Annotated in this window: 18 protein-coding genes; 4 read left to right on the top strand and 14 right to left on the bottom strand. The window is 64.8% G+C overall.

Translation table 11 applies throughout. The features are described from left to right. Nucleotides 1–25 precede the first annotated feature (25 nt). Complete coding sequence (leuC, locus tag Q331_RS0106135; protein WP_026379951.1) at nucleotides 26–1,438, bottom strand: 3-isopropylmalate dehydratase large subunit; 1,413 nt, start codon at nucleotides 1,436–1,438, stop codon at nucleotides 26–28. A 66-nt stretch (nucleotides 1,439–1,504) separates the two neighbouring features. After that, nucleotides 1,505–1,660 (bottom strand): hypothetical protein, encoded by a 156-nt coding sequence (locus Q331_RS23670; RefSeq protein WP_156953271.1) that lies wholly within the window; start codon nucleotides 1,658–1,660, stop codon nucleotides 1,505–1,507. Nucleotides 1,661–1,877: 217 nt separating this feature from the next. On the opposite strand from Q331_RS23670, the gene Q331_RS20290 reads away from it, so the two are divergent. The 3 genes from Q331_RS20290 (at nucleotide 1,878) to Q331_RS0106115 (ending at nucleotide 4,540) form a co-directional block, all read left to right on the top strand. Further along, nucleotides 1,878–2,492, top strand: coding sequence for a hypothetical protein (locus tag Q331_RS20290; RefSeq protein ID WP_156953270.1), 615 nt, complete (start codon nucleotides 1,878–1,880; stop codon nucleotides 2,490–2,492). A 2-nt stretch (nucleotides 2,493–2,494) separates the two neighbouring features. Continuing rightward, a complete protein-coding gene (locus Q331_RS0106120; RefSeq protein WP_026379950.1) occupies nucleotides 2,495–3,577 on the top strand; it encodes a helix-turn-helix domain-containing protein in 1,083 nt (360 codons plus the stop codon). Between the two features lie 231 nt (nucleotides 3,578–3,808). Next, nucleotides 3,809–4,540: a phosphodiester glycosidase family protein gene (locus Q331_RS0106115; RefSeq protein WP_026379949.1), complete on the top strand. Its 732-nt coding sequence runs from the start codon at nucleotides 3,809–3,811 to the stop codon at nucleotides 4,538–4,540. Nucleotides 4,541–4,546: 6 nt separating this feature from the next. On the opposite strand, the gene Q331_RS0106110 is transcribed toward Q331_RS0106115, so the two are convergent. From Q331_RS0106110 to rplS, 6 genes are all read right to left on the bottom strand, one after another. After that, nucleotides 4,547–5,326, bottom strand: a complete 780-nt coding sequence (locus Q331_RS0106110; protein WP_026379948.1) for an ABC transporter ATP-binding protein — start codon at nucleotides 5,324–5,326, stop codon at nucleotides 4,547–4,549. Continuing rightward, nucleotides 5,326–6,084, bottom strand: coding sequence for an ABC transporter ATP-binding protein (locus Q331_RS0106105; protein ID WP_026379947.1), 759 nt, complete (start codon nucleotides 6,082–6,084; stop codon nucleotides 5,326–5,328). Before Q331_RS0106105 ends, Q331_RS0106110 begins: the two co-directional genes overlap by 1 nt. An 8-nt stretch (nucleotides 6,085–6,092) precedes the next feature. Beyond that, nucleotides 6,093–7,205, bottom strand: a complete 1,113-nt coding sequence (locus Q331_RS20285) for a branched-chain amino acid ABC transporter permease (RefSeq protein ID WP_051630737.1) — start codon at nucleotides 7,203–7,205, stop codon at nucleotides 6,093–6,095. 108 nt (nucleotides 7,206–7,313) lie between these two features. Next, a complete protein-coding gene (locus tag Q331_RS0106095) occupies nucleotides 7,314–8,339 on the bottom strand; it encodes a branched-chain amino acid ABC transporter permease (protein WP_026379946.1) in 1,026 nt (341 codons plus the stop codon). A 112-nt stretch (nucleotides 8,340–8,451) separates the two neighbouring features. Continuing rightward, on the bottom strand, nucleotides 8,452–9,804 hold the full coding sequence (locus tag Q331_RS0106090) for a substrate-binding protein (protein WP_026379945.1): 1,353 nt from the start codon (nucleotides 9,802–9,804) through the stop codon (nucleotides 8,452–8,454). 218 nt (nucleotides 9,805–10,022) lie between these two features. Then, nucleotides 10,023–10,493, bottom strand: a complete 471-nt coding sequence (gene rplS / locus Q331_RS0106085; protein ID WP_026379944.1) for a 50S ribosomal protein L19 — start codon at nucleotides 10,491–10,493, stop codon at nucleotides 10,023–10,025. Between the two features lie 285 nt (nucleotides 10,494–10,778). Between rplS and Q331_RS0106080 the strand changes: the two genes are divergently transcribed. Next, nucleotides 10,779–11,528: a sulfite exporter TauE/SafE family protein gene (locus Q331_RS0106080; RefSeq protein ID WP_026379943.1), complete on the top strand. Its 750-nt coding sequence runs from the start codon at nucleotides 10,779–10,781 to the stop codon at nucleotides 11,526–11,528. Nucleotides 11,529–11,780: 252 nt separating this feature from the next. Here Q331_RS0106080 and trmD read toward each other — a convergent pair whose 3' ends face one another. From trmD to Q331_RS20275, 6 genes are all read right to left on the bottom strand, one after another. Further along, on the bottom strand, nucleotides 11,781–12,470 hold the full coding sequence (trmD, locus tag Q331_RS0106075; protein WP_026379942.1) for a tRNA (guanosine(37)-N1)-methyltransferase TrmD: 690 nt from the start codon (nucleotides 12,468–12,470) through the stop codon (nucleotides 11,781–11,783). 8 nt (nucleotides 12,471–12,478) lie between these two features. Further along, a complete protein-coding gene (locus tag Q331_RS0106070; RefSeq protein ID WP_026379941.1) occupies nucleotides 12,479–12,778 on the bottom strand; it encodes a putative quinol monooxygenase in 300 nt (99 codons plus the stop codon). After that, the gene (rimM, locus tag Q331_RS20280) at nucleotides 12,775–13,323 is read right to left on the bottom strand and encodes a ribosome maturation factor RimM (RefSeq protein ID WP_034491240.1); all 549 of its coding nucleotides are present in this window, start codon (nucleotides 13,321–13,323) and stop codon (nucleotides 12,775–12,777) included. The genes Q331_RS0106070 and rimM overlap by 4 nt, the downstream gene beginning before the upstream one ends. A 30-nt stretch (nucleotides 13,324–13,353) precedes the next feature. Then, a complete protein-coding gene (gene rpsP / locus Q331_RS0106060) occupies nucleotides 13,354–13,764 on the bottom strand; it encodes a 30S ribosomal protein S16 (protein ID WP_026379940.1) in 411 nt (136 codons plus the stop codon). Nucleotides 13,765–13,788: 24 nt separating this feature from the next. After that, entirely contained in the window at nucleotides 13,789–15,294 is a 1,506-nt protein-coding gene (ffh, locus tag Q331_RS0106055; RefSeq protein WP_026379939.1) for a signal recognition particle protein, read from the bottom strand. Between the two features lie 612 nt (nucleotides 15,295–15,906). Further along, nucleotides 15,907–17,130 carry a YihY/virulence factor BrkB family protein gene (locus tag Q331_RS20275; protein WP_084174822.1) on the bottom strand — a complete coding sequence of 408 codons (1,224 nt, stop codon included), beginning with the start codon at nucleotides 17,128–17,130 and terminating at the stop codon, nucleotides 15,907–15,909. Nucleotides 17,131–17,289 lie beyond the last annotated feature (159 nt).

Genomic DNA, 17,289 nt, shown 5'->3' with positions numbered 1-17,289 from the left:
TCGCACTGGCGCCGGACCGGCTGCTTCAGCCGCGCGCGCCCCATTCGCGCACATCGACGAAGCGCCCGGCGATCGCCGCCGCGGCGGCCATCGCCGGCGAGACCAGATGCGTGCGGCCCTTGAAGCCCTGGCGGCCCTCGAAATTGCGGTTCGAGGTGGAGGCGCAGCGCTCTTCCGGGGCGAGCTTGTCGGCGTTCATGGCAAGGCACATGGAGCAGCCCGGCTCGCGCCACTCAAAGCCCGCGGCGAGGAAGATCTTGTCGAGGCCCTCCGCCTCCGCCTGCTCTTTGACCAGGCCGGAGCCCGGCACGACCATCGCCTTGACGCTCTCGGCGACCTTGTTGCCTTCGGCGATCTTCGCCGCGGCTCGAAGATCCTCGATGCGCCCGTTGGTGCACGAGCCGATGAACACCCTATCGAGGGTGATGTCGGTCATCTTCGTGCCCGGCGTCAGGCCCATATATTTCAGCGCCCGCCATTTGGAGGCGCGCTTGGCCTCCTCGGCGATATCGTCCGGGTTCGGCACTGTCCCCAGGACGGAGATGACGTCCTCCGGCGAGGAGCCCCAGGTGACGATCGGCGGCAGATTGGCCGCGTTGAGCCGCACCTCGCGGTCGAAATGGGCTCCTTCGTCGGAAGGCAGGCTCTCCCAATAGGCGCGCGCCATGTCCCAGGCCGTGCCCTTCGGCGCGCGCGGACGTTCGGCGATATAGGCATAGGTGGTCTCGTCGGGCGCGATCATGCCGGCCCGGGCGCCGCCCTCGATCGACATGTTGCACACCGTCATCCGCCCTTCCATGGAGAGCGAGCGGATCGCCTCGCCGGCATATTCGATCACGTGACCGGTGCCGCCGGCCGTGCCGATCTCGCCGATGATGGCGAGGATGATGTCCTTGGCCGTGACGCCTTCCGGCAGCGCCCCGTCGACGGTCACGCGCATGTTCTTCGCCTTGGACTGGATCAGCGTCTGGGTGGCGAGAACGTGCTCCACTTCCGAGGTGCCGATACCGTGGGCGAGCGCGCCGAAGGCGCCATGCGTGGAAGTATGGCTGTCGCCGCACACGATGGTCATGCCCGGCAGGGTGAAGCCCTGTTCCGGCCCGATGATGTGGACGATGCCCTGCCGCTTATCGAGCTCGTTGTAATATTCGATGCCGAAATCGGCGGCGTTCCTGGCGAGCGTGTCGACCTGCAGCGCCGATTGCGGGTCGTCGATGCCCTTGGAGCGGTCGGTCGTCGGCACGTTATGGTCGACGACGGCGAGCGTCTTGTCCGGCGCGCGCACCTTGCGCTCGGCCATTCTGAGGCCCTCGAAGGCCTGCGGGCTGGTGACCTCGTGGACGAGATGGCGGTCGATATAGAGGAGCGCCGTGCCGTCCTCCTGCTCGTGCACCAAATGCTCGTCCCAGATCTTGTCGTAGAGGGTTCTCGGTTTCATCTCTCACAGCTTTCCATTGGCTTCGTTTCGCCTGGGCTCTTGCCGGCCTCGTGGCCGGCCTTGTCGCTAGCGAAGCGAGCCGTCGGAAGCGAAAAGGCAGGCAAAGAAGCGCCAGGGCAGCCGGCGATGGTCGCCGATCGCCGCAAAGGCATGCGTGGAATGCGCCCCGGCCGGGGCCGCGTCGTCGCGCGGCTGGCGGGCAGAAGTCTCTGCCTGAAACATGCGCCTCATATAGCAAGGCGCGCGGGCCCTCACAATCGGCTGGCGTGGGGCTGGCGTTACCGAAGCGCCCCCGACATACCGCCGGAGCCGCGCTCAGATATTCCGCCGATGGAGGCAGCAAATCACTGCCATTAAAGCAGAAAATAGAAACTGAATATTTTTTGTTGATTTTGCAAAACGTACCGGTATGTTGGTTCCAACATCTGGTGGCCGAATCATGGACCAATATTCCGAGGCAGAGGTCAGGAAAGCGTTAACCCCGTATCACTCCCGGATAAGGGGAGCTATTGTCGCAGGGTTCGCCGAATGGCTTGCCGTTGCGGAATGCCGTGCGATGAACGGTTTCCCTCCGATCCTCTATCCTCGCACCGTCACGAACTATGTCTTTGACGCGATTGCGCGGAATGCCCGATCGATTCTGGGATCGGACTCGACTGTGCGTGTGTTGGACGAAACTCAGACGGTGAAATTCTGCTTTCGCGATGTGGTAGTCGGTCGCTTCAAGAAAGGCGATGACGATCATCTTGGCCAGAATATTCCGACACAGGCTGTTCTTGACTTCGTAGACCCACAACAGAGTCTCCCGGGATTCCCGCCGGCCGCGGCCAAGGTCGAGTTCGTCTGGGCGACAGACGAGCTTGGCACCGAAATCGAGAGCATGTTGGTGGTTGCGCGAGACCGCGAGCGGTTGCTCTGGTCGTATCCAATTGATGATGCCGCAGAGAGCGGCAGTAGTGGTATTGTTGTCTTGCCGAGGCCAAGCAGAGCTGATCACGACGAGCCGCTCATCAAGCCGAAGGTTGCTTCCAAAAAAGACGCCGCAGGCGAATAGCCATGGCGACATTTGGAGATCTACTGCGCGTTGCGCGGCACCTGCGAGGATTCACGCAGAAAAAGGCCGCAGAGCGGCTCGGCGTTGCTCAGCCGGTGCTGTCACGGATCGAGAATGACATGATCGAAGCGGATGACGACCTGCGGTCACGGGCATCACAGGCGTTCAGCCTTCCGCTGAGTTTTTTTGAAATTGGCGATACGGTTTATGGGCCACCCGTTAGCGTCCACACGATGCTTCGCGGGAAGAAGTCAGAAGTGTCTGCGCGCGACGTGGATATGATAACTGCCGAGCTAAACATTCGGCTCTTTCATCTCCGTCGATTTCTCGAAAATGTTGACTATACGCCTGTAAATGAACTGCCAGTTCTTGATGTCGAGCACTACGGTTCGGTTCAGCGGATAGCAGCGACGGTTCGGGCTCATTGGAAAGTTCCAAGCGGGCCGATCAAGAACCTTACAAGGCTAATGGAGCGGGCCGGCATCATCGTCGGCGAGTCTAGTTTCCACGGCGCCGCAGTCAGCGGCGTAACCTTTGCTGTGCCCGGCCGACCACCTCTGGTACTTATCAATAGAGATCACCCAGCAGATCGACTGCGCTTCACGCTGGCCCACGAGTTGGGACATCTTGTCATGCATCGCTTCCCAACGGCGACTATGGAGGAAGAGGCAAACCAATTCGCGTCCGCCTTCTTGTTGCCACCGCATGAACTGCGGGAGGTGTTCATGGGGCGGCGGGTGACCCTCGAATTTCTAGCCGCGCTCAAAAAGGAGTGGCGCGTGTCTATGCAATCGTTGTTAATGGCTGCGCAGTCATTGAAGGCGATAACGGACAACCAAGCACGATACCTGTGGCAGCAGATTAGTGCGCGAGGCTGGCGGACTAGAGAACCGCCTAGTTTGGATTTTCCGTTTGATCCCCCCACCGTCCTTCCAAGCATCATCAGATCACATATTCATGACTTGGGTTTTGAGGTTGCTGAAATGATCGAGTTGTCGAAGGTCGGCCATGACGATTTCAAAGAGCTATATGGAAGCCTTGGGCCGGAAGAACCTCCGCGTCCGAGGCTGCGTATAATTACCTGAACCTACAGGCAACGCAGCAAAGTTGGAAGTCCCAAGGCAACTCCGGAAGACGCCAGTGTAAGTATGCGTCCTCCCTCGAAATCGACAGCATAGATATTATCCCCTGGATGATCGGCGGGCGCGACGCGCGTGCTCCGGCTCCGTTCGAAGGTATGCCGCAAGCAGGCACGTTCAATTCGAGAGATTACCCCGATCGGGTGACTTCGCCACCCTCGCAGGCTAGCAAGGCGCATGCGTTTTTCCGCTCCCCTTCTCACCCTCCTCGCCTTTCTCACGGCCGGCCCGGCCTTTGCCGCCTGCGAGAGCCTGCGCCATGACGGCACGCGCTATTCGCTGTGCCGCTTCGACCCGGCGAAGGTGGAGCTCAGAACCTATCTCAACGATGCTTCCGGCAAGCCCTACGGCTCCTTCCGGGCGCTGAAGGGCGCGCTGGCGGCGCGCGGCGAAGAGCTCGTCTTCGCCATGAACGGGGGGATGTACGACGACAAGCTCGCCCCGGTCGGCCTTTATATGGAGGAAGGCCGCACGCTGAAGCCGGCCAACACAGCCAAGGGTCCGGGCAATTTCCACATGCTGCCGAACGGCGTCTTCTGGGTCGGCGCCGGCCGGGCGGGCGTCATGGAGACGAAGGAATTCCTGCGCCAAAAGCCGCCGGCGGAATTTGCCACCCAATCCGGCCCGATGCTGCTCGTGGACGGGGCGCGCCATCCCCGCTTCTTTCCCGAGAGCGACAGCCGCAAGCGGCGCAACGGCGTCTGCGTCACGCCCCGCGGCGAGGCCGTCTTCGCGCTCTCTGAGGCGCCGGTGAATTTCTGGGAGTTTTCAGGCCTCTTCAAGGAGAGGTTCGGCTGCAAGAACGCCCTCTTCCTCGACGGCACCATCTCCAGCCTCTATGCGCCGGAAATCCGCCGCGCCGACGGCTTTTTCCCGCTCGGCCCGATCGTCGCCGTGAAGAAGAACTAGCGCCCCTCACACCGCCAGGTATTCGTGGCGCAGCTCCTCGTTCTCCAGCACTTCCTTGGCCGTGCCCTCATAGACCACCTCGCCCATATCGAGGATGATCGCCCGGTCGGCGAGCTGCAAGGCGGCGATGGCGTTCTGCTCCACGATGATGGTGGTGATGCCGAGCTCCTTGATTTCGGCGACGATCTTTTCGATTTCGCGCACGATCACCGGCGCCAGCCCCTCATAGGGCTCGTCGAGGAGGAGGAGCTTCAGGTCGCGGGCGAGCGCGCGCGCCACCGCCAGCATCTGCTGCTCGCCGCCCGACATCGTCGTCGCCTCCTGGCTGCGGCGCTCCGCAAGGCGCGGGAAATGCTCGTAGATGCGCTCCAGCTCCCAGCCGCGCGGCTCCGCGATCTGCGCCAGGACGAGGTTTTCCTCCACCGTCAGCCCCTGAATGATGCGCCGGTCCTCCGGCACCAGCACCACCCCGGCCTGCGCCGCCTGGTAGGACGCCATCTCGTGCAGCGGCGTCTCGCCCAGCCAGATCTCGCCTTTTTTCAGCTCCGGGCTCGGGCCGCGGGCGATGGTTCTGAGCGTGGAGGTCTTGCCGGCGCCGTTGCGGCCGAGAAGCGCCAGCACCTCCTGCTCGCGCACCTCAAAGCTGACGCCCTGCACGATATAGCTTTCGCCGTAATAGGCGTGCAGGTCGCGGGCGACGAAGAAGGCCTCGCCGCGCTGTTCGCCCGGTTGTGGCGTCTGCGGCGCGGGCGCCACGCTGGAGGGGGCTTCGGCGGTGATACTCATCAATGCGCTCCTCCAAGATAGGCTTCCTGCACCTTCGGATTGCCGCGCACCTCCTCCGGCGAGCCCTCGGCGATGATCTTGCCCTGCGCGAGCACGGAGATGCGGTCGGCGAGCGAGAACACCACATGCATGTCGTGCTCGATGATCACCTTGGTCATGCCCCGCTCCTTGATCGTCTTCAACAGCTCGATGGTGCTGTTGGTGTCGTGGCGCGACATGCCGGCGGTCGGCTCGTCGAGGAGAAGCAGCTTGGGGTGCTGGATGAGGCACATGGCCAGCTCCAGCCGCCGCTTGTCGCCCCGCGACAGGCTCGACGCCTGCTTGTGGCGAAACCGGTAGAGCCCGACATCCTCCAGGATGTGGTCGGCCTCCCCGCAAAGCTCCGTCTCCCTCTCCAGGGAGCGCAGCGCATCCATGCGGAAGGCGCCGTCGCGCTTGGCGAAGGCCGGCACCATGACGTTCTGCAACAACGTCAGATCGGGAAAGATCTCGGGCGTCTGGAACACCCGGGCGACCCCGAGCTGGTTGATTTCGTAAGGGTGCTTGCCGGTCAGCACATGTCCCTTGAAGGTGACGCTGCCATGGTCGGGCGCCAGCCTTCCCACGCAGACATTGAGCAGCGTCGACTTGCCGGCGCCGTTCGGCCCGATGATGGCGTGGGTCTTGCCCTCCTCCACCTCCAGCTCGATGTCGGTGAGGGCTTTCAGGCCGCCGAAGCTTTTTTGCACGTCGGCCACATGCAGCACGATATCGCTCATGACACCCCTCACTCGGCCGGCTGGACTTCGGCCTGAGAGGCCGTGCGTTTGCCGCTCCTGCCGCGGAACAGCCGGCCGATCCGGCGGAAACCTTCCACCAGCCCGCCGGGCAGGAAGATGACGATCACCATGAAGATGACGCCGAGCGTGAGATGCCAGCCCTCGCCGACGAACGGGTTGACGATGGTCACGGCGAACTCCTGTAGCGGCGGCGGCAGGAAGGAGAAGGCGGAAGCCAATTCGGCCTCGTTCAAGGCGGAGAAGATGTTCTCGAAATACTTGATGATGGTGGCGCCGAGGAACGGGCCGATCAGCGTTCCCGCGCCGCCGAGGATGGTCATCAGCACCACCTCGCCGGAGGCCGTCCATTGCATCCGCTCCGCCCCGGCGAGCGGGTCCGTCACCGCCAGGAGCGCCCCGGCGATCCCGGCATACATGCCGGAGATGACGAAGGCGCCGAGAAGATAGGGCCGCGTGTTGAAGCCGGTATAGGCCATGCGGTTCTGGTTCGATTTGATCGCCCGCAGTTTCAGCCCATAGGGCGAGCGGAAGATGCGCATGGCGATGAGGAACATCACGATCAGCACCGCGGCGCAGAAGTAGAAGCCCGGATAGCCGCTCATATCGATGCCGAAGAGATTGGTCTGCGGCAGGCCGACGCTCTCCACGCCGAAGGCGCGGTCGATGTAGCGCGGGTCGTTGCCGCGCAGCTGCAGGCCCGTCTCGCCGTTGGTGATCGGCGTCAGCACCGAATAGGCGAGATTGTAGCTCATCTGCGCGAAGGCGAGCGTCAGGATGGAGAAGTAGATGCCTGCGCGCCTCAGGCTGATGAAGCCGATGAGAAGGGCGAACAGGCCCGCCACCAGGACGCCCAGCAGCATCGCCGGCAGCACGTTCATGGTGAAAAGCTTGAACGACCAAACCGCCGCGTAGGAACCGACGCCCAGGAAGGCGGCGTGGCCGAAGGAGAGGTATCCGGTCAGCCCGAACAGGATGTTGAAGCCGATGGCGAAGATGCCGAAGATGGCGAACTTCTGAAGAAGGTCCGGATAGGCCGCGCCGAGAGGCTGCAGCCAGATGGGCATGGTCAGCACCGTCGCGGCAAAGCCGAGGAAAAGCATCCAGTCCTTGGCGGCGGGAGTGATCGGCTTCGGCTCCGGCCCCTCCGGTGGCAGCTGGCGGGTGGAAACCTGGATGTCGCCGTCTGAGATGGCAATCTTGCGCACGTCCTAGGTCTCCATGATGCCGGTCCGACCCATCAGACCGCGCGGCCGGACGAGCAGGACGATCACTGCGACGAGGTAGATGATGATCTGGTCGATGCCGGGCAGGATCGCCTTCACTTCCGTCATGGAGGCGAAGGATTGCAGGATGCCGAGCAGGAACCCTGCCAGGACGGCGCCGCTGAGCGAGCCCATGCCGCCCACCACCACGACGACGAAGGACAGAACCAGGAAATCCATGCCGAGATGGTAATCCGGCGGCAGGATGGGCGTGTACATCACCCCGGCGAGACCGGCCACGACCGCGGCGATGCCGAAGACGATGGTGAAGCGACGCTGGATGTTGATGCCCAGAAAGCCGACCGTCTCGCGGTCCTGCATGCCGGCCCGCACCACCATGCCGTAGGTGGTGAAGTTCAGGAAGGCGAAGACGATGCCTATGATGAGGACGGAGAACAGGAAGTAGACGATCCGCCACCACGGATAGATGATGCTGCCGGCCATGCCGAACCAGGCGCCGATATCGGCGCTGCCGGCGACCATATCGGGCGCGCCTTGCGGGATCGGGTTGGCGCCGAAGACGCTCTTGATGATCTCCTGCAGGACGATGGCGAGCCCGAAGGTGACCAGGATCTGCTCCGCATGCGGGCGCTTGTAGAAGAAGCGGACGAGGCCGCGCTCCATGATGACGCCGACGAGAAGCATGAAGGGGATGGCGACGAGGATGGCGAGCGGCACGGAGAAGTCGACCAGGAAGGCGCCGAAATCGCCGAACTGCGCCTCCAGATAAGGCTGGCGGACCTCCAGCGGCGTGCCCCAGGCCGTGGTTCTCGTCGGATCGACGGTCACGATCTCCCAGGTCAGCGCCTCGTTGAGCGCCACCGCGCAGAAGGCGCCCAGCATGAACAGCGCCCCGTGGGCGAAGTTGACGACGCCCAGAGTGCCGAAAACGAGCGTCAGGCCGAGGGCGATCAGGGCATAGGCACCGCCCTTGTCGAGGCCGTTGAGGACCTGAAGGAGAATGGCGTCCATAAGGTTCTAGTCTCGCGTCGGGCTCGCTTGCACGAGGAAGGAAACGTCCGGCGGAGGCGCACGAAAGGGTGCCGGGGCGGCAAAGCCGCCGCCGGCGATCGTGTGCTGCCTCTCAGCAGGTCTTGACGACGTTCGGGCCGAGTTCGCCGCCGAAGATGGACGGATCGTAGGTGACGTCTTCGCGCGCCACCTCCTTGACCACCTTCAGAAGGTCGAACTGCGATTCCGGGTTCTCGTTGCCGCGCACCACCAGCACCTTCTTGAAGCACTGGTGATCCTCCGCGCGGTAGAGCGTCGGACCATTGCCCATGCCGTCGAACTCAAAGCCCTCGAGCGTGGAGATCACCTCCGTCGGCAGGAAGGTGCCGGCGGTCTCGCAAGCATTGGCGTAGAGAAGCGTCTGCACGTAGCAGGTATGGGCCGCCTGCGAGGGCGGGAAGCCGTATTCCTGGCCGAAGGACTTCACGAAGGCCTGGCTGGCCTCGTCCTGCAGCGACCAGTTCCAGTTGGTGGTGCCGAGGATGCCCTTGATCGCCTCGCCGGCGCCCTGCGCCATCAGGCGCGAGAACAGCGGCACGACGATCTCGAAGTTCTTGCCGTTGGCCTGCTTCTCGCGCAGGCCGAACTGAACCGCCTGGGTCAAGGAGTTCACCATGTCCTTGCCGTAATGGTTCAGGATCAGCACGTCCGCGCCGGAATTGACCACCGGCGTGATGTACTGCGAGAAGTCGCCGGCCCCGAGCGGGGTGCGGACCGCCTCGACGGTCTCCCAGCCGAGATTCTCCGTGGCGTTCTTGATCGATTCTTCCTGCGTCCAGCCCCAGGTGTAGTCGGCGGTCAGATGATAGGCGCGGCGGTCGCTGCCGAACTCCTCGGCGAGGATCGGGCCAAGCGCCTGGCCGGACATGTAGGCGTTGAAGAAGTGGCGGAAGCCGTAGCGCTTCTTGTCCTTGCCCGTCGTGTCGTTGGAATGGGTGAGGCCGGCCATGAAGATGACGCCCATCTCGTCGCACAGGCCCTGCACGGCGATGGCCACGCCCGACGACGAGCCGCCGGTGATCATGATGGCGCCGTCCTTTTCGATCATGCGCTTGGCCGATGCGCGGGCGGCGTCCGACTTGGTCTGGGTGTCGCCGGTGACGTAGGCGACCTTCTTGCCGAGGATGCCGTTGCCCTTCAGCGCGGAGGGCGACATCGTGTTCATCATGCCCCCGTCGCCCTCGCCGTTGAGGTGCTTGACGGCCAGCTGGTAGGCGCGCAGCTCGTCCGCGCCCTCATCGGCATAGGCGCCTGTCTGCGGCACGTTGAAGCCGAGGGTGACGGTGTCGCCCGTCGGCATATTGCAGAAATCCTGGGCGTAGGCGCCCTTGGTGAAGAAGTAGGGCGTGGCGAGCAGCGTCGCGCCCGCCGCCGTGCCCCGCAAGAGGGTGCGACGAGTCAGAATCGTCTTGTCGGTGGTGCTCATGGACGTTCAGTCCCTCCCATTATGAAATTCGTTGGCGGCGAACCGCGATTGGGCGACGCAAGTTCGCCGTCTACCCCGCTATCGGCACCTCGCCCGGCCCGCAATACTACTTTCGATAGTCGCGATGTCGTGCAACACCCGATGGAGAACGATTCCAGAAAGAAGAAGGGCGGCCCCGCGGGACCGCCCTTCTTCGTTCAGACTGACCTGTCTTTAGATCAGGATTCGGCCGCTTCTGCCTCGGCCTTGGCCGCTTCCTTGGCCTCTTTGGCCTTGGCGCGCTCGGCCGCCGCGATTTCGCGGGCCGCTTCGTTGAGCCGCTTGGCGCGCACCCGCGCATCTTCGGCGATACGCGCCGACTTGCCGCGCCGGCCGCGCAGATAATAAAGCTTGGCGCGCCGCACCTTGCCGCGGCGCACCACCTCAAGCTTCTCGATCAGCGGCGAGCAGACCGGGAAGACGCGCTCCACGCCCTCGCCATACGAAATCTTGCGCACCGTGAAGCTCTCGTTGATGCCGCCGCCGGAACGGGCGATGACGACGCCCTCATAGGCCTGCAGCCGCGTGCGGTTGCCGTCCGTCACGCGCACATGCACGCGCACCGTGTCGCCCGCCTCAAATTCCGGGATCGTCCGGCGCTCGGCGATGCCGGCCATTTCGGCCTGCTCGATCTCCTGGATCGCGTTCATCTCTTCAAACCCCATACGGCCCGCGGGCGCCTGTCTCGACGGATTGCTCCACGACGAAACGGCCGGCTCGCGGCATTGTTTCGTATCTCAAAACGGAAGTTGGCGGCCCTATACACCGAAGCGCTTCGCCTGTCGACGCCTTCGGGGTGCAAAATGACGAGCCTGTGACAGGGCGCGCGGCGCTTGCCGCCTTCGACTTTCGTCGAGTTGCAAGGCGCGGGTTTGCGCCGCCCGGCGGGGGAAGCTAAAACTTGCGTCCCCCGATGCCCCCGCCACCGATACATCATGCTTTTCTTTGAGATAGCCCTCCTGCTCCTCGCAGGCTTCGTCTCCGGCGCCGTCAACGCCGTGGCGGGGGGCGGCACCTTTCTGACCTTCGGCGCCCTGACCCTTGTCGGCCTGCCGCCGATCACCGCCAATGCGACGAGTTCCATTGCCCAATTGCCGGGCTATGTCACCTCCACCCTCGCCTATACGCGCGAGCTGAAGGTGATCGGCCGCACCGCCTTGCCCTTTCTCCTCGTCTCCGCCATTGGCGGCCTCCTCGGTGCCCTCCTCCTGCTGGCTTTGGACAACCCGCAATTTCGCGCCATGGTGCCCTGGCTGCTGATCGCGGCGACCGGGCTCTTCGCCGCCGGCCCGCGCATTGCCCGGGCGCTGCGGGCGCGCCAGCTTCACGCCCCGCGGCCGCTGGCCTGGGTCATCCAGTTCGTGGTCGCCATCTATGGCGGCTTCTTCGGCGCCGGCATGGGCATCATGATGCTGGCTTCCCTCGGCCTGACCGAGGGCGAAGACTTCCACCGTCTCAACGCCATCAAGACGCTGCTGTCGGTCGTCATCGCCATCATCGCCATCGCCGTCTTCGTCAAAGGCGGGGTGATCGCCTGGAGCGAGGCGGCGGTGATGATCGCCGCCACCGCCCTCGGCGGCTATTCCGGTGTGGCCGCGGCGCGCCGCTTCCCGCAGAGCTATGTGCGCGGCTTCGTCATCGCCGTCGGCCTCTTCCTCACCGTCTACTACGTCGTGACGGGCTGAGGCCGCGGCCAGCAGCGGTCGGTTGGTTGCCCCGCGCTTTCGATCGCGCTGCATAGCGATTTCTGATGGTCGTCATGGCCGGCCCCCCGGCCATCCGTTCCGCGCCTTCTCGGCTCGGCGAGAGTCCGCGCCATGGATGCCATGGTCGAGCCATGGCATGGCGACAGGGCGGAAGCCCCGGCGCGGTGATCGACAGCACCGGCCCGCGGGCTTTATCGCCGCCCGCCAACCCCGTCCCTGTGAGGCCGCGACCTAGAGGTCCTTCTTCAGAAGATCCGGCCGCCTTTCGCGGGTGATGCGCTCCGCCTCGGCCCGCCGCCATTTCGCCACCTCGCCGTGATGGCCGGAGGTGAGGACCGGCGGGATGGTCCGGCCCTCAAACTCGGCGGGCCTTGTATAATGCGGATATTCCAGGAGCCCGTTCTCAAAACTCTCCTCGGTGCCGGAGGCCTCCTTGCCCATGACGCCGGGGATGAGGCGCACCACCGCCTCAAGCAGCGCCATCGCCGCCACCTCGCCGCCGGAAAGGACGAAATCGCCGAGCGAGACCTCCTCAAGGCCGCGCGCTTCGATGACCCTTTCGTCGACGCCCTCGAAGCGGCCGCAGACGATGAGGAGCCCCGGCCCCTTCGCCCAGCGCCGCACCATCGCCTGTGTGAGGGGCGCCCCGCGCGGGCTCATCAGCAGCCGTGGGCGCTTGTCGTGCGCCGGCGAGGCCTCGTCGATGGCCGCGGCGAGGACATCGGCGCGCATCACCATGCCAGGTCCCCCGCCCGCCGGCGTGTCGTCGACCATGCGGTGCGTGCCGATGCCGTGGGCGCGGATGGGCCGGCTCTCCAGGCTCCATAAGCCTCCGCTCAGCGCCTTGCCGCAAAGCGAGAAGCCGAGCGGCCCCGGAAACATCTCCGGATGGAGGGTGAGAACAGAGGCGCGGAAGTTCATAGAAGGGATCAAACGGTCTTCGCCTGGCCGGCCTCATAGGCTTTGACGGCGCGCTCAAAGCTGCCGATCTCGCCGAGCGCCGCCCGCCACTGCGCCATATGCGGCGCCTCCCCATGGGCGGCCAGATGCTCCCAGCTCTCCCATTCCTCATAGACGCGCACCAGATGCGGATCCTCCAGGTCGAAGGCAAAAGCGTAGAGGATGCAGCCTTCTTCCGCGCGGGTGGCAGCGAGCATCTGGCGGGCATGCGGCAGAAGGGCGTCCTGCTTGCCTTCGGGAATGCGGAACTGCCCGGCGACGGTGATCATGATTTCTCCTTGTGGCTTGCCGCCCCTTCTTCGCGCACTTCCACCTCATCGGGCAAATCGAGGATGAGGTATCTGCCGGCAAGGCCGACTTCCGGGACATTCTCGCGCGTGAAGGCAAGGAGAAAGGTGGCGCCCTTGGGTGGCTTCACCTCCAGCACGTCGCCGGCACCGAAATCGTGCACGGCGATGACGCGCCCGAGGATTTCGCCATCCGGCGCGCGCGCCTCAAGGCCGATGAGATCGGCATGGTAGAACTCCTCCTCCCCCGCTTCCGGCAAGGCCTCGCGCGGCACGTAGAGCGCCAGCCCGTTCAGCGCCTCGGCAGCACTGCGCTCGCCGACGCCCTTGAAGCGGGCGAGGAGAATGTCGCCCTTGTCGGGGCGCAATGCCTGGATTTCCAACAGGCGCCCGTCCTCCGCTCGCAGCGGAGAATAATCGGCAAGAGCGAGCGGATCGGCGGTGAAGCTCTTCACCCGCACCTCGCCCTTGACGCCATGCGGCCGGCCGATCTGCGCGACGAGAAGAAGGTCACGCTCCTTGGACATGGCCTCAGCCGGCCGGTCGGGCCGCGGAGCTTATTCCGCGGCCTCGTCGGCCGGCGCCTCGGCGGGTGCTTCCTCCGCCGGGGCCTCGGCGGCGGCCTTAGCCTCTTCCTCGGCCTGGCGGCGGGCTTCCAGCCGCTCCTTGGCCTTGGCGCCGAGCTCGGCCTTCTTCGGATTATTGCGCGCCGGCCGCTTGGCGAGCCCGGCCGCGTCGAGGAAGCGCAGCACCCTGTCGGTCGGCTTGGCGCCCTGAGACAGCCAGTACTGCACGCGCTCCGTGTCGAGCACGACGCGCTCGGCATGGTCCTTCGGCAGAAGCGGGTTGTAGACGCCAAGGCGCTCGATGTAGCGCCCGTCGCGCGGCGCCCGCTCGTCCGCGGCCACGACCCGGTAGAACGGGCGCTTCTTGGAGCCGCCGCGGGCCAATCTCAGTTTCACGGTCATCTTGGTCTTCCTGTCTAGTAAGAGCTACTTCTTCTTGCCCCGCCCGAGGCTCGGCAGGCCTGGAAAGCCGCCACCGCCCATCCCCGGCAATCCGGGCATCCCACCCGGCATGCCGCCTATTCCGGGCGGCAGGCCGCCGGGCATGCCGCCCATACCGCCGGATTTCTGCATCTCTTCCAGCATCGCCGGATCCGGCTTGGCGCCGCCGCCGAAGAGGCCGGCCATCTTCTTGTTGCGGCCGAGCTTCTTCATCATGTCCGACATCTGCCGGTGCATCTTCAGGAGCTTATTGACGTCCTGCACCTCGACGCCGGAACCCGCCGCGACGCGCTTCTTGCGCGAGGCGTTCATCACCGCCGGCTTCTGCCGCTCCGTACGCGTCATGGAAGAAATGATGGCGAGCTGGCGCTTGATGATGCGGTCGTCGACGCCGGCGGCCGAGACCTGCTTCTTCATCTTCGCCACGCCCGGCATCATGCTCATGATGCCGGACATGCCGCCGATCTTCTCCATCTGCTTGAGCTGCTCGGCGAAATCCTCCAGGTCGAACTCGCCCTTCTTCATCCGCTGCGCGGTTCGAAGGGCCTTCTCCTGGTCGATCTCCTCGGACGCCTTCTCCACCAGCGAGACGATATCGCCCATGCCGAGGATACGGTCGGCGATGCGCGAGGGATGGAACGCCTCCAGCGCGTCGATCTTCTCGCCGGTGCCGATGAGCTTGATCGGCTTACCGGTGACGGCGCGCATGGAGAGCGCAGCGCCGCCGCGCCCGTCGCCGTCGATACGGGTTAGGACGATGCCGGTGACGGCGCAGCGCTCGTTGAACGAGCGCGCCACATTGACCGCGTCCTGGCCGGTCAGCGCGTCGGCGACGAGGAGGATTTCATGCGGCCGCGACGTCCGCTTCACCTCCTCCATCTCGATCATCAAGGGCTCGTCGATATGCGTGCGCCCGGCCGTGTCGAGCATGACGACATCGTAGCCGCCGAGCTTGGCGGCGTTCTCCGCCCGCTTGGCGATCTCCACCGGGCCCTGCCCCGCCACGATCGGCAAGGTGGCGACGCCGATCTGCTCGCCGAGAACCTTCAGCTGCTCCTGCGCCGCCGGCCGGCGCGTGTCGAGCGAAGCCATCAGGACCTTCTTCTTGTCCCGATCCGTCAAGCGCTTGGCGATCTTGGCCGTCGTCGTCGTCTTACCGGAGCCCTGCAGGCCGACCATCATGATCGCAACCGGCGGCGCGGCCGCGAGGCTGATTTCGGAGGCTTCCGAGCCGAGCGTCTCCACCAGCGTGTCATGGACGATCTTGACGACCATCTGGCCCGGCTTGACGGAGCGCACAACCTCCGCACCGACGGCGCGTTCGCGCACCTTCTCGGTGAAGCTCTTGACCACCTCCAGCGCGACATCGGCCTCAAGCAGCGCCCTGCGCACCTCACGCAGCGCTTCGGAGACGTCCTTGTCTGAGAGCGCACCGCGGCCGGTGATCTTATCGAAGATGCCGGAAAGGCGATCGGAAAGGGTATCGAACATGATGCTCTCGGGCGTTCAATGCCTATCGCACCCGCGGGCGAACCCTCGCTGGCGGGTGTGGACCTCCGGAACCACGGTCCCGGTCGGCGGCTCGGTTTCGGACCGCATGGAATTTCGTAGCTCGCGCCTAGAGGAACAAGGGACGAAAGTCAATAAAGCGGCAGCAAAGCGGCGGCGCCAGCATTCCAACAACAAGGCGGGCGGTCCATCGGGCCGCTTTGCGTCGTCGTCCTCGCTGCGAGTGCCGCCTCAATCGGAAGGCTTTCCGATCAAACTCGTCTCGCGGAGGCAAGCTTTACGTAAGGTTAAACCCAGCGAAACCGGCGAAAATACATTGACGGGCCGAGGTTGTAATTGTAGCATCCAGTCATTGCAACTTTTAATTGTGTTAATCGATTTGCAGCGTAAGCGTTTCTGGCCGATCTCCGCCTGCACCGCCCCCCGGCAGCGCGGACCAGGACCGGCTTTCGGCGGCCGAGCCCAGGCTCGCCGGAAGCCGGTCCGCCCGACACCGGCTCGGCTCGATGGGCAAAGCGCTCTATCGCCCGGCATACTTCCCCCGGCATACTTCCGCCGCATCCTTCCATCGACGACAGACCATCGCCTCCCCGATCAGCGCCTCGTCGTTGCGAGCACCGCCTTCAGCCCCGCTTCCGCGAGCCGCTTCGCACCGGTGCGGCGCCTTCCTCGGCGAACCCGCGGCGGCCTTTCTACCGGCGAGGAAAGCAGGATGCCGATAAGGACGAAGGGGATGCCGATCGTGATGAGTTCGCCGAGGCTGAAGCGCTCGTGACGCGCCAAGGGCTGGCGCGAGCCAAAGAGGTCCAGTCCCGCCCCGCCGCCCGAGCCGTCGAGCCCCTTACCGACGGTATCGGCCATATGCGCGCCGCGCAGGCCGATCGGGCGCTCAGGCGCCAGCGTGGTGTCGCGCGCCGTCTGATGTTCCATCTCCGCGTTGAGCTCCGCCCCGGCCAGGAGCACGAAGACCGACACCCAGATCCACATCATCAGGCCGATGACGGCGCCGAGCGAACCGTAGGTGGCGTTGTAGTCGGCGAAGTTGGCGATGTACCAGGAGAAGAGGATCGAGGCGGCGATCCACACCAAGGCGGTGATTGTCCCGCCCCAGGAGACCCAGCGCCAGCGCATAGGCGGCCGGCTCGGTCCGAAACGATAGAGCGTGGCGATCGCCGCCGCCGCCACCAGAAGCAGCATCGGCCAGCGCAAGGCCGCCACCAGCCATCCCTGCGTCAAGCCGAGGGTGGCGAGCACCGCCGGCACCACCACGGTTGCGGCGAGGAAGAGCAGCACGAGGAGGATGAAGCCGAGCGTAAAAAGCAGAGAGACGAGGTTCAGCCCAACGAAGGAGCGCTCCTCTTTCTCTTCATAGGCGACGTTGAGAGCCTGGAAGAGCGCCTTCACGCCTCTGTTGGCGCTCCATAGCGACAAAGCGAGACCGGCAAGAAAGGCGAAGCTGAGCGAGGCCGGTTCGGCGCTGACGAGCCGCTCCATCTGCTCCTGCAGAATTTCCATGCCGGCCTGCGGCATCACCGCCTGAAGCGCCTCAAGCTGCGCCGCCAGATTGGCGGGGTCGGTGTAGAGCCCATAGATGGCGACGAGGGCCGCCAGCGCCGGAAAGGCAGCAAGCAAGAGATAGAAGGTCACCCCGCCGGCCACCAACGACACCCGGTCTTCGGCGATTTCCTTCGCGACACGCCAGAATATGTCGCGCCACCCGGCGAACGGTATCTCACTGGGCGTCGCGGCGGCGCGTCCGCGCGGGTCCTCCCGCTCGTGGCGCGCGCCGAAAAGATCGTCATCGCTTGGCCTTGGCATCGCGCATCCTTTTCACCTTCAATCGGCGCTCATAAGGAAGGTTCCACGCGCTTGCCATGCCTATCGGAGCAAGGCTCGCCGGCCGCTCCGCCTATATGGCGCGGCCTTCGGTCCCGCGGGCTCGCCGCCCGCCTTCTGGCGTTTCGGCCTCTTTTCGCC

It is taken from the genome of Afifella pfennigii DSM 17143, assembly GCF_000688515.1.
In the GTDB taxonomy this organism is placed as follows: Bacteria; Pseudomonadota; Alphaproteobacteria; order Rhizobiales; family Afifellaceae; genus Afifella; species Afifella pfennigii.
This window is presented reverse-complemented; position numbering and strand designations above follow the sequence as displayed.